Raw genomic sequence first — 22775 nt, forward strand, 5'->3', positions numbered from 1 at the left:
CCGTGTCCTCTTTTGGGGATACGCACAGCCAAATTCCACTCGGGATACTGCTTGATTAAATGAATACAATCGCCTGTGGCAAAAGCCATAAAAGAAATATAATGCGTCTTTGTCATGGGGTGATCACTCGTAATGTACCAATCGTCTTCTATGACTTGAACAGACAGTTTTTCACTTTCTTCCGCTTTTTTTAGTGCCTGAGCAGTCAGTTTTTTACCGCAGCACGAAATTTCTGCTTTGCCGGTGCAAAGTGAGATGTTATTGCATATTGAACAGATATAATATTTTGTGTTTTTCATATTGCCTCCTACAAAATCATTCGGGGTCATATCGCCGACTAGTAATTTTTGTGTATCAACTCTGAGAAGGTCTGAAAGTTCTGGAATAAGCGAAATATCCGGGCATCCCAAACCACGTTCCCACTTGGAAACGGTTTTGTCGCTGATGTTCATTTTATCCGCAAGCTGTTTTTGCGTCATATTGCATTCCTGACGCAAGGTGCGGATTATGTTTCCGACTTTACTGTTCTGCATTATTTTGTCCCTCCACGTATTAAATTGTACAAAGATTTCATCTGTTATTCAATCAACTCTCCGTAGAGTTGTTTGTTGTATTTTTATGTAAAATATAGTAATATAAATTATACAATTTTGTAGAATCGGAAGAACCATCCCATTGAGTCAGTTTAAGAAAATTTGAGCATGTAGGTAGAGGTTCATGAGGTTCATCTGGAGGAATTAATGGGAAAGAACAAACTTGCACTTGTTGCTCCTATTCTGAAATGGGCAGGAGGAAAGAGACAGCTCATTCATGAAATTGAAAAATATATACCAAGGAAGTTTACAACTTATTATGAGCCCTTTGTTGGGGGAGCGGCGGTGCTTTTTTATACTCAGCCCCCAAAAGCTGTAATTAATGATGTAAACGCTGAATTAATGAATTTATATCAAGTAATAAAAAACGATGTTGATGGATTGATTGAATCCTTAAAAAATCATAAAAATGAGGCAGAATATTTTTATAAAATAAGAGAGTTAGATCGTGATAAGAATGTATATAGTAGATTAACATTAATTGACAGGGCATCAAGGATTCTATTTTTAAATAAAACGTGTTACAATGGCCTTTTTCGGGTTAATAAAGCTGGAGAATTTAACGCTCCGTTTGGAAACTACAAAAATCCAAATTTGGTAAATGAGATTACTCTTAGGGCAGTTAGTAATTATTTTAATAAAGCAAATATAGTGTTTCTTAATGGCGATTTTGAACAAGCGGTAAGAGGTATAAGAAAGGGAAGTTTTGTTTATTTAGATCCGCCATACGATCCTGTTTCAAATAGCGCAAATTTTACAGGATATAATAAGGGCGGGTTTAATCAGGCAGAACAAATACGACTTAAGAAATTATGTGATTCGTTACAGCAAAAAGGCGTAAAATTTTTACTGTCTAATTCGGATACAGGTTTTATAAACGATTTATATAAGTCTTATAAAATTGAGGTTATTCAAGCTAGACGAGCTATAAATTCAAAAGCTGACTCGCGAGGCGAAGTTAATGAGGTTTTGGTGAGAAATTTTGAGTAGTACGAAAAATGATATTGCCTGGGAAAAGTTATTTAAAAGCCATAATATTTTAAGCGAAGTTCAACGAAATAGGAGTTTTGAAATTTCAGCTGCACAGATTAATCAGGTACGTGAAGCTCGACTTATGACTAAATTTGATCATAAGATAAATTTGCCAAAAATTTTTACGGATAATAAATTGTCTATTTTACCGATTACACGGGGCAGTTATGTAATATCCCAGTTTGAAACGTATAAAAAATTTGCGGAGATAGACTCTGAGCTTATAAGAGTATCTCTTCCTGAATACCTTCAAAGCATTGATTATGAGAATATAAATAGTGAAGCAATGGCGATAAATTGTTCTTTTGTTTCAGGAATACTTGCGGATTTTGTTGAAGATGAAGAACTGCTGCCTACTGTTAGCGGGAGGATGGGCTCTAGTTCATTTAGCTTTAATATTAGGAATATGGAACTGAAACGGGATGTTACTATAAATGTTAAGAATTCTCAGATTGAAATTGATGGTGGATATGAAGGGCTTAGGTATTTAACTTTACTTGAAGCGAAAAACGCTATTTCAGATGATTTTCTTGTTAGGCAGCTATATTATCCATATAGATTATGGGCTGGTAACGTAGCAAAAAGAGTTAAGCCTGTCTTTATGGTTTATTCAAATGGGGTTTATTATTTGTACGAGTACCAGTTTGAAAATGTAAATAATTATAATTCACTCGCTTTAATTAAGCAGAAACGTTATAGTATTGAAGCTGTCGAAATAACTTTGGAAGATATTTTACAAATAATGGGGAATATTCAATTTGTTACAGAACCAGAAATTGCCTTCCCGCAAGCAGATAATTTTAATAGAATCATCAATTTATGCGAGTTATTATTCCAGAATGAAATGACAAAAGACGATATTACTACAAACTATGATTTTGATCCACGGCAAACTAATTACTACACTGATGCAGCGAGATATTTAGGTCTCATAGATAAGAAAAGGGACAATAGCTCAATCGTTTTTTATCTAACCTATGAGGGGGAAAAGATTCTTAAGTTAAAATATAAGGTTAGACAACTGAATTTTGCGAGATTAATTTTGAGGCATAGGCCATATCATGATGTTTTAAGAAAGTATTTAACTACACGAAAGATGCCTTCAAAAGAAGAAATTGTCCGCAGTATGAGAGAATCCGGACTTTATAATATTGAAGCAGAAAGTACTTATAAAAGAAGGGCATCTACAGTGGCGGGATGGATAAATTGGATTTTGAATTTATCAAGGTGAAAAAAGCAAGGGGACGCTCAACTCGCTTCCAATCAAGAGCTAAAAGAGGGAAGGCGGTTCCTGTTCCTTTTCAAGAAAGGACAAAGGCACAAGTATACTCCGGCAGAGCAGTAAACATCCCAGTTGATGAAAATCACTCTTTTGGGGGATATATTAGAAACGGAAATTGTTTTAAACTGAACACAGTAAGTTATTTTTTTGTCTTAATAAGAGCTTTTATGGTTTGCGGGCAGGAAACTAAGAAATAATTTTGCATGAGGGGTGGTCCGGAAATGTTTGATGACTGGATTATTTGGGGATCAGTAATTGCCTTAAGTATCATTCTAATAGTATCCGCCCAACTTATTCGAAAAACATCTCATTCGTGTCACCGCAAAATTAAATACGTACATGTAAACCATATAAAATTTAGAGGTTTATATCATATGTAGCCATAATAAGAGGCGATAAAAAACATGGCAAATTTAATGACGGTTCGCGATAGGTATGCCGCAAATAAATTCAGAATGGATATCTTTTTTGTTTATGATTCCAAGCAACATATGATTTTCTTTGATATCCAGCCACAGTCAATGCCATCTGAGCATAATTTAATGCTCTTTGTATCCAATGGCATTTTAAGTGTTTCTACGATTCCCCAAAGGCACTTGTATGCTGCCAAGCGGTCAACTATTTTTGCCAATATCATAAAAATTATTAAACGATGGATAATTGATTGTAAGGTAAAATGATAAAAGCACGGGGACGTTCATTTTGCTCCATTCCCGTTCATACATTAGTTGTCTAAGGAAGAGAGAGATAGTTGTAAAAAAGGATTATAAGTGATAGTGCTGAATTTAAAAGCGTAGCAAAAGTTTTGTATTTGTTGGGGAACATATAGGTAGACTCAATTGGCCTGTTGATTTGCCCGTTTACTGTTATTGTTGGGAGGAATGTTTATGGCTCGTTTTCTTCCAGTTGCGTTGCTTCTCATACCTTTGAGCGTGATGGCTGAATTCCTGCAGTGGGGCCCTGTTCCGGTATTTGTGATTGCCTGTCTGGCGATTTTGCCGTTAGCGGTTTACATGGGCTTTGCCACCGAAGTACTGGCACTTTACACTAATCCTAAAGTCGGCGGATTTTTGAATGCGGCTTTCGGTAATGCAACCGAACTCATTATTGCTTTTTTCGCTCTTAAACAAGGTATGTTCGATGTTGTCAAAGCATCTATAGCCGGATCCATTCTGGGGAATTCCCTGCTGGTTCTGGGTGCCAGTATGGTTGCCGGCGGCGTGCGCAATGGCATACAGCACTTCAGCCGGCAGGCGGTAGAATTGTCGACTACGCTGTTGACCTTTGCTATCATCGGGTTATGCATACCGGCTATATTCCTTTATACGGTCCGGCCTGAACTGGTGAATAGCTGGACATATGAGCCGCTCAATCTGTCGATTGCCGCAGTGATGCTGGTGATCTATCTGCTGGGCATGTACTTTTCTTTTCGCAATAACAGCGACATGTATGGCGGTACAGGGCATGGTGAGGAACAGCCTCGCTGGCCGCGAATGAAAGCGATCCTTATTCTCCTGGGTTCCACCTTGTTCATTGCCTGGGAAAGCGAGATTTTAGTGAGAGCTATTGAACCAATGACCCAGGTTTTGCAGATCAGCCCGCTTTTTGTGGGAATTATCCTGATTCCCTTCATCGGCAATGCGGCTGAGCATAGTACCGCGATCTGGATGGCGATGAAGAATAAGATCGATATTGCTGCCGAAATCGCCATTGGTTCTAGTCTGCAGATTGCGCTGTTCGTGATGCCCTGTCTGGTTATCGCCGGAGCAGTTATCAATCATCCCATGAGTCCGGTATTCAATATTTTTGAAATTTTTTCTTTGGTGATTTCGATTGTGATTGTGAACCGGGTTGCAGGGGACGGGAAATCTAACTGGCTGGAAGGACTTCAACTTCTGGCAGTTTATTTTATCATTGCCGCCTGCTTTTTGTGGATCAATTAAATGACATACGGATTTAAGTGTCAGATTGCGATTTGCTGCTCAAAATTTACTATTTAAAACCTGAGGTGAATCATTATGGGAATTAAACTCAGCCAAGAAACACAGAAAGTTTTAATCAGCAGCATACAAAAGTTTTTTTCGGAAGAATGTGACGAAGAAATCAGTGAGTTCAAAGCCTCGATTTTTTTGGATTTTATTTTGAATGAGGCAGGAGTATATATTTACAATCAGGCTGTTTCCGATGCCTATCAGCTCATGAGTCAGAAAAATGAGGAACTTTTTTCACTTGAGAAACGTATTACAGGGAGATAATTTGCCGGAAATAAAGGAAATCCTAATTTTTACAGCGAACTTACTCTTATAAATCTTTCTTCTAATAAACATGTGAAATGAGGAGTGGCGTCCTATGGAAATTGACCGGAGCATAGCGGGAAAAATTGTCGATTTTATTCTTGCACAAACGGGATTCCATACGATTGTATGTGATACCAGCGGGACAATCATTGCAGATTCGGCTAAAAAAAGAAACGGAATTGTTCACAGCGGTTCGCAGAAAATTTTGCATTCCAGTATTGATTTCATCACAATAACGGAAGAAGACGAAGCTGCCAGCAACGGCAAACTGAAAGCGGGAATTCATTTGGCGATCAAAGACGGCGCCAGTAAAATTGGCTCATTCGGTATTGCCGGCAAGATCGACGTTGTTGAACCTGTCGCCAAAATTGCTGCTGGGCTCATCAAGTCCAAACTAAATGATAACCAAACCCGCATCATGATTCTTAATTCCATCCACGAAATGAATACTGCAATAGAGCAGGCAACTGCCGCTATCCAGCAGTTGACGGCGTCGTCGGAACAATTGGCCGTTGCCGGACAACATGCGGCTGAGATTTCCAGCAAAGCCGGTCATGATATCAGCAGTTCCACCGAGATACTCGAAATGATTAAACGAGTAGCCGGACAAACAAATCTGCTTGGCCTTAATGCGGCGATTGAGGCGGCCCGGGCGGGAGAGTTGGGACGGGGATTTTCCGTTGTGGCCGATGAAGTTAGGAAATTATCGGATGAGACGAATCACTCGGTGAACAAGATCAACGATATATTAAACAGCATTAGTGCGACTGTGACGCAAGTTATTCAAAATACCCAGGAAAACAGCGGCATTATCCAGGAACAGGCGACAACCACCCAGAGTATCGCCCATATGCTGGAAGGCATAGAAAGCAGCAGTAAGAAACTTATCAGTCTGGCTCAGCAACTGTAAAGACGCACTCCCTGCTCCGTACCGGGTAATGGAATGCGGCGGTGGAAATAGACAGTAAACGTAAAAAGTATAAAATCTAAAACTTGACAGCAACGGGGGTCCTTGCTACAATGTAAAAAAGATAGATTTGTACTATATTTTTACAAAAATGATTATTTTAATTGTCTTATGCTATCCGTACAGTATAAGTACGATAGACCGAAAATATTATTTTGCGGCGATGGAGTTCGCCTTGGAAGCGTTTTAAGCGCTAATGACTCCTGCAGAACGAATCTGCAGGAGTCATTAGCGCTTTTTAGACGGTTTGGAGAATTTATAATAGGTTATTTGCTGCTTATGCAGTGGATTAATTTCGTCGTGAGGGCATTTTTCATGATAGAGGTTTAATATATGGGCTCTCATGACGAGGGGGGGATTTTGTGAAGCTCCACAGTATTTTATTTGGGGAAATGGCAGACAGCAGGATAACTGAAACGGAAACAGCAGAAGTTCCAGATTTTTTTAGTGATTTAATTCTTGACCAGATTATCGATGCGATCACGGCTGATAAGCAGGAATATCATTTAAAACCGTTTTTTTACACTCCTTTGCACGATATAAATCTGATTCGATATCGTTATGAAGTTATGCAGGATCTGGCAGACAGAAACCTGTTTGACTGCATCAAAGCATTTACAAGCAAGATGAGCTGTATGCGGGAGCAGCTTGTTCAGGCAGATAAGCTCCACTATAAGTACCAAAAAGAAAGCTGGTTTTTGGCTGCGGTGGAAGTTTATTGTGAAGCCGTAGGCTGTCTGGTTCATGATTTATCCCTTGTTGAACTAAAGTCCCGCGGCTTTTTGGCTTTTCGAGACTACATAACCGAATATTACCAATCGCAAATTTTTACCGCACTGCTGACTGAAACGAAACAAAGTAAAACGGACTTATCACTTGTTCAGTATTGTATGTTAATACAAGATAACTGTATTCAAGTTCGTAAATATGCAGCAGAGACAGATTATAGTGCAGCTGTGGAGAAAACATTCGAGAAGTTCAGACAGGGAGCGGGGAAAAATTATCAGATTCAATTTTCCGATTATCCGGAGATGAATCATGTTGAGGAGCAGATTTTGGACTTTGTAGCCAAATTGTATCCGGAAATATTTTCACGCTTCGATAATTATTGTATAGTCCATGACAATTATCTGGATGAAACGTTGAAAATTTTTGATCGGGAAATACAGTTTTATATTGCTTATTTGGAATTTATTGAAAGATTTGAACAGAACGGATTGAAGTTTTGCTATCCGCAGGTTTCAAGTACAGGTAAAGAAGTGTGTGCTTATGAAAGTTTTGATTTAGCCCTGGCCAACAAGTTGATCGGCGAAAAAGTACGCGTTGTCTGCAATGATTTTTACTTGAAGGGGAATGAACGTATCTTTGTCGTATCCGGTCCCAATCAGGGGGGGAAGACAACATTCGCCCGCACTTTCGGACAGCTGCATTATCTGGCGGGTATCGGCTGTCCCGTTCCCGGCAGAAAAGCGCAGCTTTTTTTGTTTGATAAGCTGTTTACGCATTTTGAGAAAGCAGAGAATATCAAAAATCTCCGGGGAAAATTGCAGGATGACCTGGTTAGAATTTACGATATCCTAAACCAGGCCACAGCAGACAGTATTATTATCATGAATGAAATTTTTACTTCCACCACACTAAAGGATGCTGGTTTTTTAGGCAAACAGATCATGAAGAGAATCGTGCAATTGGATGCGTTGTGTGTTTGTGTAACTTTTATTGATGAATTAACCGCTTGCAGCGAAAACATCGTCAGTCTTGTCAGTACGGTAGTACCTGAAAATCCGGCCTTGCGGACCTACAAAATTGTGAGAAAATCTGCCGGCGGCCGCTTATATGCAGTATCCCTTGCCGAGAAGTATCGATTGACGTATGAATGCTTAAAGGAGCGTATCCAATGAAGGCATTTCTCATGTACAGAGACAGTGATTTCGATATGCAGCAAAAATTACCGGCCAATGAACAGGCACTGATACAGGATTTGGCATTAGACACACTGTTTGCTGCTATGGCACGCGGTGACAAACTTTTATTTGAAGTGGCAAAAAAAGCCGTTTTAACCGGATTAACGAACCCGGATGGTATCGTATATCGACAGCGCATTCTTCAGGATTGTTTGCAAAATGCTTCCATCATCAGGGAGATTTACGCTATCCTGGCAGAGTCAATCGAAGGAAGAAAAAAATATTACTATAGTTTCTTCAGCAAGTATCCTGCGGCGATATTACATCAGGCGATTGAACAACTGGAACTGTTTTTTGACACCTTAAAGAAAATGAGAACTATTGCTGATCAATATGCCGATCATTTTGTTTCGGAAGGGTTTACGGTGTTTTTCGCGATGCTGCGTCGAGAGCTGGATGACGAATATTTGTCCAGAATTGAAGAATACCTGAAAGAACTGACCTTTCGCGATGGAGTTCTAATCAGCGCTGAGTTGGGAAAAGGCAATAAAGGGTCGAATTATGTACTTCGCAAAAATTCGGAGGAGGGAAAACACGGTTGGCGGCAGCGCTTTTTCGGCATGAAAACGCCGGTTTACGTTGTTCATATCCATGCAAGAGATGAAAGCGGTGCTAGGGCTTTAGCGGAGTTAAGAGACAGGGGCATTAATCTCGTGGCTGATGTACTTGCCCGGTCGACAGATCACATTCGCAGCTTTTTTACTATACTGCGGACCGAGTTGGCTTTTTATATCGGTTGCATGAATTTGCAGGAGCAATTGGTCAATATGGGAGCGCCAATATCCTTTCCACTGCCTTTGAATCTAGGAGAACCCGGGCATTCTTTCCAGGGACTGTATGACGTTTGTCTGGCTCTCAGCCTGAAGCAAAGAATTGTCGGCAACAAAGGGAAGCCTGACAATAAAAAGCTTGTGATTATTACCGGCGCCAACCAGGGAGGAAAATCGACTTTTCTGCGCAGCATAGGTTTGGCGCAGCTGATGCTGCAATGCGGAATGTTTGTGCCGGCGGAAGCTTTGAGCGCCTCTGTTTGCAGCGGACTGTTCACTCACTACAAACGAGAGGAAGATGCCGCCATGAATAGCGGAAAACTGGATGAAGAACTGAGCCGAATGAGCGATATTGCCGACCATATTACGGCAAATTCGCTGATCCTGTTTAATGAGTCCTTTGCCGCGACAAATGAAAGGGAAGGGGCGGAGATTGCAAGGCAGATCGTTTCGGCCTTGATGGAAAAACAAATTAAAATTTTCTTTGTTACGCATCAATATGAATTTGCCCATGGCTTTTATGAGAAAAAAAGCGAGGATATCATTTTTTTACGGGCAGAGAGACAAAACGATGGTGAACGGACGTTTAAAATCGTTGAAGGAGAGCCATTGCAGACAAGTTATGGCGAAGATTTGTATAACAAGATATTCGGTACCGCATGATTCGTTGGCTTAGGCATTTTACTGCTAAGGTCAGATTGACGTATGGAGGAGAAAAGTGATGGAGCAGGATATTAAAGATAAAGAACATCCCACAAATGAAGAGCAAGTCGGGATTGCCGATGGTACAGATTCTGCGTTTGAAATCCAGCCGGATTTGGAAAAGCTTCGCATATATACCCAGACTAAATTGGCTTTGGCAAGCCAACTGCGCAGTTTGCGCGAGGCACTGATATCACTTGGTTTGGAAGAAAGTGAACAGCAATGCGGGGAATTGACGGTAAAACTGGCCGAAGATCGGTTTACCCTGGCGGTATTGGGGCAGTTTAAGCGGGGTAAAAGTTCGCTTATGAATGCAATCATCGGACGTGAACTTTTACCAACAGGGGTTCTTCCCCTTACTTCCGCTATCACGGTTCTTAAATATGGACCGGAAGAACGGCTGCTGGTTCGCCGGGAAGATTCCATTTTTCCTGATGAATTGCCGGTTGCGTCTCTGGCCGATTATGTGACCGAAAAAGGGAATCCATCCAACCGGAAAAAAGTGAAGACCGCCTGCGTGGAGCTGCCGCTTCCTTTTCTGCGCCGTGAAATTGAGTTTGTCGATACTCCCGGCGTCGGGTCGGCAGTGACAGCTAATACGGTCACTACGTATGGCTTCCTGCCGGAGTGCGATGCCGTATTGTTTGTAACCAGTGTGGATACGCCGATGACAAGTTTGGAATTGGAGTTTTTAAAAGAAATTCAGGAATATGTGGACAAAATTTTTTTTGTAGTGAATAAGATTGATCTGGTGAAAACGGAAGAAAGAGAGGAAGTTCTGAAGTTTGTGAAAGAAACTATTCGGAAGCAGACCGGCTGTAGTGCTGTGAGGGTTTTTCCCGTTTCCTCCCGCAACGGTATTGCCGCTAAAAATTCCGGCGATCCGGCTTTGTATGAACAAAGCGGAATCAAAAGCATTGAAGAAGCATTGGCTTCTTTTTTATCGGAAGAAAAAGCGTCCGTATTTCTGGCTGCAGTAGCACGGAAAGCATTGCAGCTATTGGATTATGAAACGGATCGGGGAAGTTTTACCGAAGCTGCCTTGCAGCTTCGTGCCGAGACTGTAAAAAATGAAAAAATTATTGTCGTCCGGCGCAATCCCCATGATGCTGCGGTAATGGCGGCAGAGGTGCGGACGAAGCTGCAAGCATTGTATCAAGGTATTCTTAACAACCAAATAGCAGAGGTGGTAAAGAATGAAAACTTGACGGCGGCTGTTCCAGCAGCCTGTCATCAGGATGAGCTGTCAGGGATTGTTTCGCCGCCGGCGGTGTCGGATCTACAGACGGATTTGCAGATAAGGGGCTGTCCGGTTTGCCGACATATTGCCCAGCTTGTTTCTCAATTTTTTGCCCATTGGCAATACAAGCTGGGCAGCGACGGGCAGTCGCAGGCTGAGTTTGCCGCGGAACTGGGCTTTTGTCCGCTGCATACCTGGCAGCTGCTGGCGATGTCTTCTCCCCACGGTGCTTCTGTGGGATACGTGCGGCTGGCAGAAGAAATTGCCCGCCGCTTGAGAGAGAATATAACTGCAGATAAAGGCGGCGAGGCGGTACAGCGATTGGTACGGAATTCCCAGAATTGCCGCGTTTGTGGAATGATCCGACAGGCAGAAAAAGAGTATATTCGGCGGCTGGCTGTCATGGTTGGCGAACCGGCCGAAAATCGTATCGCAGTTCCCAAAGCGTTTGTCTTCATCATCTTGCTATGCTGCTGGATGTTTCAACCGCCGAGACCCGTAAATTTCTGCTTTCTCATACCGCTCAGCGATTTGAGGAAGATGCGGAAGACATGCAGAGTTATGCCATGAAGCATGAGGCCATCCGCCGGGCATTGCAAAACCGCAATGAGGAGGATGCCTACAGAAGAGCCATGATACGTATGGTAGGTGAACGGAATGTTTGCATGTCTTAATATTTATCTATGCAGCAGAGAAACGCTAATTGACCACATAAAACAGGGTGTTATATAATAAAAGCAATCATCATAGGGGCGATGGAGTTCGCCATTAATCCGCAGTGCGCGGTAATGACTCCTACCAGATTGACTGGTAGGAGATTTTGTTGTTCGCTCGCCTGACAAAATAGGAGGATGATGCCGTTGACGGAGAAAAATAAAGCAGGGACGCATGAATCGAAACAAGAACAGGAACAATGTCTTTTGGCGCTAATGACAAAGGCAGCGATGCTGTTTCGCCAGACGGGAAAAAGCCTTTCTGCTTATGGCGATCAGATGGAAGAACTGGCGACCCGGCTGCGGGAAGAACGGTTTCATCTTGCTGTTTTAGGTCAGTTTAAGCGGGGGAAAAGCAGCTTGATCAATGCCTTGCTGGGCGGGGAAATACTGCCGGCCAGTTCGATTCCTTTGACGGCTCTGCCGACGGTGATCCGCTGGGGCGAAAAGCGGCAGGCGGTTATTACTTTTGCAAGCGGGCGGGTGGAGAAAAACGTATTTGCGGATGATCCGTCGTTGACAGCTTATTTGACCCGATTCGTCGCCGAGCAGGAAAACCCTCATAACCAACTGGCAGTGAAGCAAGTGGAAGTCGAATATCCGGCCGGCTTTTTAGCCAATGGAGTGACACTTATTGATACGCCTGGTATCGGATCAACATTCAAGCACAATACGGAAACAACTTTGCAGTTTCTTAGCCAGTGCGATGCGGCTTTGTTTGTACTATCCGCCGACCCGCCGATTACAGCTAATGAAGTGGAATTTTTGCAGACGGTAAAAAAGCATGTTCGCCAAGTCTTTTTTATTTTAAACAAGGTAGATTATCTCAGTGCTGCCGAGAGAGAAACTGTCATTGCTTTTTGCGAAAAGTTTTGCATGAACAGGCAGATGTGGCGGAAACAGTGCCGGTTTACAGGCTGTCGGCGCGGCAGGCGCTGGCAGCCAAACAGGCCGGTGATGTACAGCTGCTTGAACAGAGCGACCTTGGTGCGCTGGAAACGGCATTAACGGTTTTTTTGCAACAAAAGAAAAAAGCAGTATTGGCAGCAGCTGTTGAGATGAAATTTGCTGCCGGGCTGCAAGCGGCTTTTATGGATCTGGAGCTGCATGTTAAGGCGCTGGAATTACCGGTGGATGAATTGGCGATCAAGCAGGAACTGTTGGCGAAAAAACTGGCGGAAGTTGAAGAACAGCACCGGCTGGCCGGTGATTTGCTGGCAGGGGATAGAAAACGGGCGCTGGTATTTCTGGAATCTCAGGTTGACGCTTTGCGGCAAAAGGCCTATGCTCATCTAAGCAATATAGCGGAGGAGCTTCTTGGCAGCGGCTATCGGCCGGGAATGGAGCAGGAAGCTCATCTTGTTTTGTCGCAAGCGGTTCAGACCCTTTTTGAGCAGGAGCTTACGGCAGCGGCCGAGCTTTTCGACGAGTATATGACCGGAATTCTCGCACCTCACCGACAAAAAGCCGACGCATTGATTTCTGCTGTGCGGGAAGCTGCCGTAGCTGTGTTTGCTATCGACTATCAAGCGACGGAGCAGGAAACAATTTTTCAAATGAAGCGTCAGCCCTATTGGGTCAAGGATAAGCTGCAAACCGGAGTGGCTGTTATTCCTCACGCTTGGCTGGAATCTCTGCTGCCTGACACTCTCCGTTTAGCTCGTATTCGCAAACGTCTGAAGCAGCATGTGGATGCGCTTATTACCCAGAATGTAGAGAATCTGCGTTGGGCAATACTGCAAAATGTGGAAAATGCCTTTCGCGCTTTTTCCGAAGCGCTCAAGGTTCGTCTTGCAAGGGCTGTAACGAGCACCAATCAGGCGGTCGCAGCTGCAGCGGCGATGAAAAATGACCGGGCGGATGTGGCGGAGGCAGAATTATCCCGGCTGCGGACGGCAGCACAGGAGGTGCGGCAGTTAATGGGGCGTTTGACAGTGCTGCAAAATAATCAGCCGAAATAGCGGATACAGGATATGCGGCAGGAAATGGGAAAAAGGGCTGAAAATTCTATGAAAAATACCAGTCAAAGGCAAAAGAGGTGAAATCGTATGTTATACGACATCGGCCATTATTTAGAAGGACAGGTCTGCCCCGTTTGTGCCGTGGTGGCGGAAAATGAAGCCCGGTTTGTACGGTGGTTTGATTTGGAGTACGCCAGTTCGCCGCCGATGTGGGCTATGATGGCCGGTGGCGGTCTGTGCCGGAAGCATAGCGAGCAATTGGAAGGACTGGGGACAAGGCTTTCCGCGGCATTGCGCTATGTAACGGATAGTCGGCGGTCTGCGTTAGCCGGACTGGGGCAACAAGTTGGCGAAACGCGAAAAAGTTGGTGGATGAAGGGACCGGACTGGTTTCAACGATATTTTTGGCGCAAGAGTTTAAAGCGGCAAATTGCTGCTCTTACGGGTACTGTCGGATGCCCTGGTTGTGATAGCAATAGACATGCTGTACGTTATGGCGTGATTGTGATGAAAGAATATCTCCTGCGCGAAGATGGCCGGGAATTGTACCGGCGGTATCCGACACTTTGCTGGACTCATTTGGTCGATGTTTTGCAGCAAGCCGATACGCCGGAGACAGTGAATTTTTTAGTCGACTGCCATAAGGTACGGATGGAACAATGGGCTGGTGAATTTGAAGAGTATTTTCGCAAGCTGGATTACCGCTACGCTCAGGAACCAAAAGGATCAGAACAGCAGGTGTGGCGGATTGTGCTTCATTTTTTTGCTCGGGGATGATGTGTCGTATATTGTATTGACGGCTGCAAAACTATTTTGTATAATAAAAATGTCATTCAAAAAAATAGCGGCGATGGAGTTCGCCTTGAATTCTGTGCAAACGGTAATGGCTCCTACCACCTCGCGGTGGCAGGAGTCTATTTTTTTGCAAAGAGGCGGGGTAAACGAATCACCTGAATTGATTTTGACAGGAATCTTTTGGTTATAGCAGTATAGTTTATGGCGATGGGGTTCACCATAAAGTCCGTGAAAACGGTAATGACCTCTACCAAAAATTTGGTAGAGGTCTGTTTTATGGTGGATAAGAAGGGAAATGAATTATATGAATGAAAAGAATGAGCAAGTAGATGATGAAAAAATAGCCAAAAAAAATATTACTGCGTTAGGCTGGGTCGCTTTTTGGGGCGGATTAAGCCAGGATATGATTGTGCCGATTCTGCCGATTTTTTATACGCAGATACTGGGAATGACCAAAGAGACGGTCGGGCTGATCGAAGGCTGTCTGACGACTGTTGTCAGTGTATGCAAAATTTTGTCCGGCATGATTTCCGATAAGGTGGGGAAGCGAAAACCTATTGTGTTTTTAGGCTACTTGTTTTCGGCAATAGGGCGGTTGCTGCTGGCCTTTTCTTCTCAGGTGGGGGCGGTGTTTGGCGTTAGAATGCTGGATGGTATCGGCAAGGGGACGAAAGACGCACCGCGGGATGCGCTGATTGCTAAGTCAGCATCTATGAAGAATATGGGGTATGCTTTTGGCTATCAACGCATGCTGGATACGCTTGGTTCATTTGTTGGACCGCTGGTCACTACCGGATTGCTGGTTTTATTCGCTCAATACGGAGAAGTACAAAAATATCGAATGGTTTTTTTGCTAGCCGGTATCGTGGCTTTTATTACGATTGTTTTGATTGCTCTATTGGTGAAAGAACGCAGTGAGACAAAGGCTGCCGGTAAGTTTGTTCTTGATTTTTCCGTACTCAAAGGAAAATTTTTATGGTTTTTTATAATTATGCTGGTATTTACCCTGGGTAACAGCAGCGACGCCTTCCTGATTTTACGTGCACAGGACGTAGGGGTAGCTCCTGTGCTGATTCCGGTCATCATTGCAGTATTCAATTTATTGTATGCATTGTTGGCTATTCCCTGCGGCGTTTTGTCCGATCGCATTGGGAGAATTCGCGTCATTCAACTGGGCTGGCTGGTTTATGCTGCCAGCTATTTAGGGTTTGCTGTCGCCCAATCTGCCTGGCATATCTGGATTTTATATGCTGTTTATGGAATCTATTACGCCATGACGGAAGGGGTCGCCAAAGCATTGGTGGCTCAACTGGTGGATGAAAGCCATCGCGGTGCGGCCTTTGGTCTTTATAATGCATCTCTGGGACTTATGGCGCTTCCGGCCAGCGCGCTCGCCGGTGTATTGTGGGATAAAGTGTCACCTAGCGCTCCGTTTTATTTTGGCGCCGGCTTGGCTTTGGCGGCTGCCGGTTTACTTTTTCTGGTGAATTTTAAAAATACTGCCGAGAGCAAGGCGTTATAAATCTTCGTATTGACGGATGAAGAAAACGGCTGGTATAATGAACCCATATCTAAATAGCGGCGATGGAGTTCGCCTTCAATTCCGTAAAACGGTAATGACTCCTACCACTTCGGCGGTAGGGGTTTGTTTATTTTCTGCTGTTGAGTTCTAAAATTTGGCAGCATGGACATTAAAAAGATGGTGGTGGCTTATGATGGGTCGGCAGGAAGTCAGAAGGCATTGGCCTGGGCAGTGGACTTAGCCCTCAAATTTGAGAGCGATGTAGTTGTCGTTTTCGTGGTCAAGCCGCCGGAGTTCAGCGCCAGTATTGATGAGGTGGATGAAGTATATGCCGACGGGGAAAAGCACTGTCGCCCGCTGTTGGAGAAAGCGGCGGCTTATGGCGAAGAGCAGGGAATTACTTTACAGACTAAAGTTTTACACGGCCATCCGGCGGAGAGTATTGTTCGCTATGCCGCTGACCGCAAGGCTGATTTGATTGTGATGGGAACCCGAGGTATGGGCGGATTTAAAAATCTTGTCATTGGCAGTGTGGCGCAAAAAGTGGTTACTTATTCCAAGGTGCCGGTAACGATTATGAAGTAGCAGTAGCAGCAGAGAATGGAAGGAGAAAATTTCTATGCCAAAAATTGCAAGCCAGGCTAAGCGGTTACGAATTTATATTGGGGAAAGCGATCATTGGAAACGGCGATCGCTGTATCATGCCATAGTAGAAAAAGCGAAAGAACTGGATATGGGCGGAGCTACCGTGTTTCGCGGATTAATGGGGTATGGCGCCAACAGCCGGATTCATATGGCCAAGATTGTGGATTTATCAAGTGATCTGCCTATTCTGGTTGAAATTATTGATAGTGAAGAGTTTATTGATAAGTTAATTCCTTATTTGGATGAAATGATGGAGGAAGGCATGATTATCCTGGATGATGTCGAAGTTATCAAATACGGACGCAAGCCGCCTAGACGCTAAAAAATACGGATGAGTTAGTTATTGATGCAAGTGAGGTGAAAAAAGTTGCAGGAAATCATTGCAGTAGCAGTCGGCGGAGGAATTGGTGCAGCGGCAAGGTATCTTGTGTCCATTTGGGCCGCAGGCAAGTTTGGCGCAGAGTTTCCCTATGGAACGCTTATCGTAAATATAGTCGGTTGTTTTATTATCGGCGCTTTTATGACACTTGCCGCGGAACGGCTCATCGTCAGCCCATATTGGCGGTTATTGATTGTTGTGGGCTTTGTAGGCGGATTGACGACTTTTTCATCCTTTAGTTATGAAACGCTGCGTATGCTGGAGGAAGCGGATATAGCTCAGGCCTTTTATAATATCGGCCTTAATGTGATTATCGGTTTTTTAGCGACATGGCTGGGAATTGGCGCTGCCAGATTGATTTGACAGTAAACGAAACTGATTTAGAGGAGTGGAGAATATGATTTCAGTACAATTGCCGAATGGCAGGCAGTATGAATTTCACCATGTTGTGTTTGACTATAACGGAGTATTGGCAGAAGGCGGCCGCGTTTCGGATGAAGTCCGGCAGCTGCTGACGGAACTGGCTGTGAAGGTTTCGGTAGCGGTAATTACTGCCGACACTTTCGGCACAGCCCGGGAAGAATTAAAAAATGTGCCCGATGTAAAGCTGATTGTTTTACCGGCCGACAAAGACGGAACGGAAAAAGCCCGCTTTGTTCAGGAGTGGGGGGCTGATACGACGGCTGTTATCGGCAATGGCGTTAATGATCAGCCGATGTTTTTTATTGCCGGGCTGAAAATCTGCGTATTAGGAGCGGAAGGAGTCAGCAGCGGCATTATGGCGGCAGCTAACGTCGTGGTGCGGTCGCCGGAAGATGCTATCCGACTGTTCTTAGATACTACGCGCCTTAGCGCGACATTGCGGTCATGAGGTGATGCGATAGAAACGCTGTTTTGCCATATATGAGTTTTTTTAGTAGAGAGGAGAGGTACGATGAACTATTCAACGGAAGTAAAAGCAATGTGTACCGTAGCCAAAGGGCCAAACCACGGAGCGGCTCCCATTCCTCAGGAAGGGAAATGGACCAAGGTAAAGGAAGTTAACGAAATTAACGGGCTGACTCATGGTGTAGGCTGGTGCGCGCCGCAGCAGGGGGCGTGCAAACTAACTGTCAATGTAAAAGATGGAATTATTCAGGAAGCATTAATTGAAACGATCGGCTGCTCGGGAATGACTCATTCCGCCGCGATGGCTTCGGAAATTCTTCCCGGTAAGACTATTCTGGAAGCATTAAACACGGATTTGGTTTGTGATGCCATTAATACGGCTATGCGTGAGCTTTTTCTTCAAATCGTGTATGGCAGAAGCCAGACGGCGTTTTCTGAAAATGGGCTGCCTATTGGAGCGGGATTGGAGGATTTGGGTAAGGGATTAAGAAGCCAGGTTGCCACTATGTACGGCACATTAGACAAAGGACCCAGATATTTGGAACTGGCGGAAGGGTATGTAACTCATATCGGGTTGGATGAGAACAGTGAAATTATCGGCTATCAATTTGTCCATCTTGGGAAAATGATGGAGATGATCGGTAAAGGAATGGATGCCAATGAAGCGCTGAAGAAGGCGACAGGCCAATATGGACGATATGACGAAGCGGTAAAGGTTATTGATCCCAGACATGAATAATCCACATGGAGGAGGAACCATCATGATTACGTTTGAAGGCTACGAACGGCGTATCGACAGTATTAATAAAACACTTAGCAAGTATGGGATGGAATCCCTGGAGCAGGCAAAAGAGGTTTGTGATAAAAAGGATATTGACGTATACAGCATCGTAAAGGGAATTCAGCCAATTTGCTTTGACAATGCTTGCTGGGCCTATACGCTGGGGGCGGCGATTGCTATCAAAAAAGGCAATACAAAGGCAGCCGAGGTCGCACAAACACTAGGCGAAGGGCTGCAAGCATTTTGCATTCCCGGCTCTGTTGCCGATCATCGCAAAGTGGGTTTAGGTCACGGTAATTTGGCCGCCATGCTGCTAAGGGAAGAAACGAACTGCTTTGCTTTTTTAGCCGGACACGAATCATTTGCGGCAGCAGAAGGGGCTATTGGCATTGCGAAGTCCGCCAATAAGGTCCGGAAAAATCCATTACGCGTCATACTGAATGGATTGGGGAAAGATGCAGCTCAAATTATCTCGCGTGTGAATGGCTTTACATACGTACAAACGGAATTCGATTATCATACAGGAACATTAAATATCGTAAAAGAGATAAAGTATTCTAAGGGTGAACGGGCGAGTGTTCGCTGCTACGGGGCTGACGATGTAGTGGAAGGCGTGGCGATTATGACTAAGGAAGGGGTAGACGTATCCATTACCGGAAATTCGACAAATCCAACCCGCTTCCAGCATCCGGTGGCAGGTACGTATAAAAAAGAATGTATAGAGCAGGGAAAAAAGTATTTTTCCGTTGCTTCCGGCGGCGGAACGGGAAGAACGCTGCATCCTGACAATATGGCAGCGGGACCGGCATCGTACGGCATGACGGATACGATGGGGAGGATGCATTCAGATGCTCAGTTTGCGGGTTCATCTTCCGTGCCGGCCCATGTGGAAATGATGGGCTTGATTGGAATGGGCAATAATCCAATGGTAGGCGCCAGTGTAGCAGTAGCGGTGGCGGTTGAAGAAGCAGTCGGTTGAATCCGGAAGTAGGCCGGCTTTACATTGCAAATATAACGGTCTTTGCTGAGAATTATTGGCAGAGACCTGCTTTTTTTTTATTTTATAAAAATTAGTTGATTATGCTTGCTTTTTATATCGTTATATCGTAATATATGAATATAAAGATATAAGGAGCTGATACAATGAAAGTTGTGATAATAGGCGGTGTGGCCGGCGGTGCCAGCGCGGCGGCAAGATTGCGGCGGTTGGATGAAACAAGTGAAATTATTTTGTTTGAACGGGGGCAGTATATTTCCTTTGCCAACTGCGGTCTGCCCTATTATGTGGGAGATATAATCCGCGAAAAAGAGCAGCTGCTGGTACAGACGCCGGCGGCGATGCAGGAACGGTTTCGCATTGATGTCAGGACCGGCAGTGAAGTGGAAGCAATTGACAGAACCAATAAAACAGTAACCGTATATGAGGCGGCAGGTGGTAAGCGCTATCAGGAGTCCTACGATAAGTTGATTCTGTCACCGGGGGCTCTTCCCATCAAGCCGGAACTGCCGGGGCTGGACGCTGACAATGTGTTTACGGTCCGTAATATTCCCGATACCTACCGGCTGCGAAATTTTGTTGACAGCCGCAATCCGGAACGGGCGGTTGTGGTCGGCGGCGGCTTTATCGGCATTGAACTGGCGGAGAATCTGGCCGAGCGGGGCGTTAAGGTTTCGCTTGTGGAACTGGCCAATCAGGTGATCGGCCCAATCGATTTTGAAATGGCAGCTCTGGTGCAGCGCCATTTACGGGAAAAAGGAGTAACTTTATATTTGAACAGCATCATTCAAGCCGTAAGCAAAGAAGACGGATATTCCGTTGTTGAATTGTCCGGGGGAGAAAGGCTTAAAACCGATCTGGTGGCGCTGGGAATCGGTGTTACACCGGAAAATCAATTGGCCAAAGCTGCGGGACTGAATGTGGGAAATCGGGGCGGTATCCGGGTAGACAAAACGCTGCGTACTTCCGATCCGGATATTTATGCGGTAGGGGATGTAATTGAGGTCACCGATTTTGTCAACGGTCAGCCGGCGATGATTCCTCTGGCCGGTCCGGCCAATAAGCAGGGGCGGATTGCCGCCGGCAATATTTGCGGTTTTTATGAAGAATATGAAGGAACACAGGGAACTTCAGTGCTGAAAGTATTTGATCTGACAGTCGCTTTTACGGGAAACAATGAAAAGATTCTCCAACGGCTGCAGATTCCCTATGAAAAGTCCATCACCCATTCTATGTCTCATGCTTCCTATTACCGCGGTGCTACGCCGATTTCGCTGAAACTGCTGTTCGCGCCGGACACGGGCAAAGTGCTGGGGGCTCAGGCTGTCGGCTATCAGGGAGTGGAAAAGCGGATTGATGTCATTGCCACTGCCATCCGGTCCGGCATGACGGCGGGCGATCTGGAAAAGCTGGAGCTGTCCTATGCACCGCCATATTCCTCGGCGAAAGATCCGGTGAATATGGCCGGCTATGTGGCGAATAATATTGTCAAAGGCGACAGTAAGGTGATTCACTGGCAGGATATAGCCACTTTGGACCTGGCGAAAACAGCGTTGATCGATGTGCGGACAGCCGTGGAGTTTTCTCTGGGAACGATTCCGGGGGCAGTGAACATCCCCCTTGACGAGCTGCGGGAGCGGCTGGCGGAAGTGCCTCAAGTGAAAGACGTTGTGGTTTTTTGTCAGGTCGGCCTGCGGGGCTATCTGGCATACCGGATTTTAGTCCAGCACGGGTTTGATCAGGTTCGCAATTTAAGCGGCGGGTATAAGACCTATTCCGCCGCGGCGGAGCAGTCCGGTTCCGCCGACTCCGATGGGGACGGTATTTCGGCATCAAGCAATCTGCAGGCAGGCGGAGAACAGTCAAAAGCGGCGGTGCAGGAACAGCCGGCTGCCAGAAGGATTGATGCCAGCGGACTGCAGTGCCCGGGACCGATCATGCAGGTTCACAAGGCGCTGGCCGTGATGGAGCCGGAGCAGGTTCTGAAAATTACAGTAAGCGACCCCGGATTTGCTGCCGACATTACCGCCTGGTGTCAGAGAACGGGCAACCGGCTGCTGAAAATCAACCGGCAGGGAGTGCAGGCTATTGCTTATATCCAAAAAGAAAGTTCCGGCAGTAAAAGCGAATTACCGACGGGAGGGCACGATAAGACGATGGTGGTTTTCAGCAATGATCTGGATAAGGCCATGGCTTCCTTTGTCATCGCTAACGGAGCGGCGGCTATGGGCCGCAGGGTGACAATGTTTTTTACCTTCTGGGGGTTGAATGTTTTGCGAAAATCTGCGCCGACTGCGGTGAAAAAAACATTTTTGGAAACAATGTTCGGCAAAATGATGCCCCGCGGTTCCCGGCAACTTAGCCTGTCGAAGCTGAATATGGGGGGGCTGGGAGGCAGGCTGATGCGCTATATGATGCGCACGAAGCAGGTCGCCTCGCTGGAAGATTTAATGGGACAGGCAAAAGATCAGGGTGTCCGGATGGTGGCGTGCAGCATGTCCATGGATGTGATGGGGATCAAGCCGGAAGAACTTATTGACGGAGTGGAAGTCGGCGGTGTGGCGGCTTATTTAGGTGCCGCGGAAACGGCGGATACCAATTTATTTATTTGAAATCGGGGTGAGGCAATGGAAGATTTGAGACAATACGAGCAGTGCAGTGAAATGCTGAAAGCCTTGGCTCATCCGGTGCGGCTGTGCATTGTGCGGGGCTTGCTGGATCATCAGTGCAATGTGACAACGATGCGGGAATGTCTGGAGCTGCCGCAATCGACGGTTTCGCAGCATTTGGCCAAGCTAAAGGCGGCAGGAATCATTGAAGGCAAGCGGACGGGACTGGAAATCTGCTATCAGGTGGTGAATCCCCAGGTCCGCCGGATTGTGGAGGTATTGTTTGGCGGATAAAATAAAGACAGCCGCTGCAGAGAGACGGTTGGCCTTGTTTCCGGTATTTTGAGGGATATGTGGGGAAAGCGGATGCTTGATGTGCAATTAAAATTTTTCAAACATTGTTGAGCAGAACGGATTTTCCAAAGCGCAGAAGTGCTGCATATGGCACAGTCTTCCGTCAGCCAGCAGATTCAGCGTCTGGAGGATTAAATTGTTTGAACGGCTTTAAAACACTTATGATGCCTTTATGCAAATAATAAATTTTTTATTTGCATAAAGGCAGGATTTTTTGATAGAGTATAAAATTAATAAACTAAGTAACAGTGCAGTGCAGCCGGGGAATCGGATCAGGCAAAACG

Annotated in this window: 22 protein-coding genes and 5 riboswitches; of the genes, 21 read left to right on the forward strand and 1 reads right to left on the reverse strand. The window is 45.2% G+C overall.

What is annotated here, in order from left to right; genetic code table 11:
- Positions 1–479, reverse strand: a 479-nt coding sequence (locus ABFC84_08130) for a helix-turn-helix transcriptional regulator (protein MEN6412718.1), incomplete at its 3' end; no start/stop codon positions are given.
- Between the two features lie 261 nt (positions 480–740).
- Here ABFC84_08130 and ABFC84_08135 point away from each other — a divergent pair.
- From ABFC84_08135 to ABFC84_08235, 21 genes are all read left to right on the forward strand, one after another.
- Positions 741–1583: a DNA adenine methylase gene (locus ABFC84_08135; GenBank protein ID MEN6412719.1), complete on the forward strand. Its 843-nt coding sequence runs from the start codon at positions 741–743 to the stop codon at positions 1581–1583.
- Complete coding sequence (locus ABFC84_08140) at positions 1576–2856, forward strand: type II restriction endonuclease (GenBank protein ID MEN6412720.1); 1281 nt, start codon at positions 1576–1578, stop codon at positions 2854–2856. The genes ABFC84_08135 and ABFC84_08140 overlap by 8 nt, the downstream gene beginning before the upstream one ends.
- The gene (locus ABFC84_08145; GenBank protein ID MEN6412721.1) at positions 2823–3104 is read left to right on the forward strand and encodes a hypothetical protein; all 282 of its coding nucleotides are present in this window, start codon (positions 2823–2825) and stop codon (positions 3102–3104) included. Before ABFC84_08140 ends, ABFC84_08145 begins: the two co-directional genes overlap by 34 nt.
- A 207-nt stretch (positions 3105–3311) precedes the next feature.
- Positions 3312–3587 (forward strand): hypothetical protein, encoded by a 276-nt coding sequence (locus ABFC84_08150; GenBank protein ID MEN6412722.1) that lies wholly within the window; start codon positions 3312–3314, stop codon positions 3585–3587.
- A 207-nt stretch (positions 3588–3794) separates the two neighbouring features.
- The gene (gene cax / locus ABFC84_08155) at positions 3795–4850 is read left to right on the forward strand and encodes a calcium/proton exchanger (protein ID MEN6412723.1); all 1056 of its coding nucleotides are present in this window, start codon (positions 3795–3797) and stop codon (positions 4848–4850) included.
- Between the two features lie 75 nt (positions 4851–4925).
- Positions 4926–5162 (forward strand): DUF2164 domain-containing protein, encoded by a 237-nt coding sequence (locus ABFC84_08160; protein MEN6412724.1) that lies wholly within the window; start codon positions 4926–4928, stop codon positions 5160–5162.
- 94 nt (positions 5163–5256) lie between these two features.
- Positions 5257–6114 carry a methyl-accepting chemotaxis protein gene (locus ABFC84_08165; GenBank protein MEN6412725.1) on the forward strand — a complete coding sequence of 286 codons (858 nt, stop codon included), beginning with the start codon at positions 5257–5259 and terminating at the stop codon, positions 6112–6114.
- A 207-nt stretch (positions 6115–6321) separates the two neighbouring features.
- Positions 6322–6384: riboswitch (Fluoride riboswitch) on the forward strand.
- A 149-nt stretch (positions 6385–6533) separates the two neighbouring features.
- Entirely contained in the window at positions 6534–8072 is a 1539-nt protein-coding gene (locus ABFC84_08170; GenBank protein ID MEN6412726.1) for a hypothetical protein, read from the forward strand.
- Positions 8069–9568, forward strand: a complete 1500-nt coding sequence (locus tag ABFC84_08175) for a hypothetical protein (protein MEN6412727.1) — start codon at positions 8069–8071, stop codon at positions 9566–9568. The genes ABFC84_08170 and ABFC84_08175 overlap by 4 nt, the downstream gene beginning before the upstream one ends.
- A 58-nt stretch (positions 9569–9626) precedes the next feature.
- Complete coding sequence (locus ABFC84_08180) at positions 9627–11417, forward strand: dynamin family protein (protein ID MEN6412728.1); 1791 nt, start codon at positions 9627–9629, stop codon at positions 11415–11417.
- Between the two features lie 172 nt (positions 11418–11589).
- Positions 11590–11652: riboswitch (Fluoride riboswitch) on the forward strand.
- A 55-nt stretch (positions 11653–11707) separates the two neighbouring features.
- Entirely contained in the window at positions 11708–12568 is an 861-nt protein-coding gene (locus tag ABFC84_08185; GenBank protein ID MEN6412729.1) for a dynamin family protein, read from the forward strand.
- Between the two features lie 1040 nt (positions 12569–13608).
- The gene (locus ABFC84_08190; GenBank protein MEN6412730.1) at positions 13609–14298 is read left to right on the forward strand and encodes a DUF6062 family protein; all 690 of its coding nucleotides are present in this window, start codon (positions 13609–13611) and stop codon (positions 14296–14298) included.
- A gap of 60 nt (positions 14299–14358) precedes the next feature.
- A riboswitch (Fluoride riboswitch) is annotated at positions 14359–14421 on the forward strand.
- A gap of 89 nt (positions 14422–14510) precedes the next feature.
- Positions 14511–14573: riboswitch (Fluoride riboswitch) on the forward strand.
- 47 nt (positions 14574–14620) lie between these two features.
- Complete coding sequence (locus ABFC84_08195) at positions 14621–15838, forward strand: MFS transporter (GenBank protein MEN6412731.1); 1218 nt, start codon at positions 14621–14623, stop codon at positions 15836–15838.
- Between the two features lie 49 nt (positions 15839–15887).
- A riboswitch (Fluoride riboswitch) is annotated at positions 15888–15949 on the forward strand.
- Positions 15950–16000: 51 nt separating this feature from the next.
- Entirely contained in the window at positions 16001–16423 is a 423-nt protein-coding gene (locus ABFC84_08200; protein MEN6412732.1) for a universal stress protein, read from the forward strand.
- A gap of 34 nt (positions 16424–16457) precedes the next feature.
- Entirely contained in the window at positions 16458–16805 is a 348-nt protein-coding gene (locus tag ABFC84_08205; protein MEN6412733.1) for a DUF190 domain-containing protein, read from the forward strand.
- 45 nt (positions 16806–16850) lie between these two features.
- Positions 16851–17225 carry a fluoride efflux transporter CrcB gene (crcB, locus tag ABFC84_08210; GenBank protein MEN6412734.1) on the forward strand — a complete coding sequence of 125 codons (375 nt, stop codon included), beginning with the start codon at positions 16851–16853 and terminating at the stop codon, positions 17223–17225.
- 34 nt (positions 17226–17259) lie between these two features.
- A complete protein-coding gene (locus tag ABFC84_08215) occupies positions 17260–17733 on the forward strand; it encodes a hypothetical protein (GenBank protein ID MEN6412735.1) in 474 nt (157 codons plus the stop codon).
- Between the two features lie 63 nt (positions 17734–17796).
- Complete coding sequence (locus ABFC84_08220) at positions 17797–18489, forward strand: hypothetical protein (protein MEN6412736.1); 693 nt, start codon at positions 17797–17799, stop codon at positions 18487–18489.
- Between the two features lie 22 nt (positions 18490–18511).
- Positions 18512–19510, forward strand: coding sequence for a GGGtGRT protein (locus ABFC84_08225; protein ID MEN6412737.1), 999 nt, complete (start codon positions 18512–18514; stop codon positions 19508–19510).
- Between the two features lie 164 nt (positions 19511–19674).
- On the forward strand, positions 19675–22140 hold the full coding sequence (locus tag ABFC84_08230; GenBank protein MEN6412738.1) for a DsrE/DsrF/DrsH-like family protein: 2466 nt from the start codon (positions 19675–19677) through the stop codon (positions 22138–22140).
- A gap of 15 nt (positions 22141–22155) precedes the next feature.
- Positions 22156–22431, forward strand: a complete 276-nt coding sequence (locus tag ABFC84_08235; GenBank protein ID MEN6412739.1) for a metalloregulator ArsR/SmtB family transcription factor — start codon at positions 22156–22158, stop codon at positions 22429–22431.
- The last annotated feature ends 344 nt before the right edge of the window (positions 22432–22775 follow it).

The organism is Veillonellales bacterium (assembly GCA_039680175.1).
GTDB lineage: Bacteria > Bacillota > Negativicutes > JAAYSF01 > JAAYSF01 > JBDKTO01.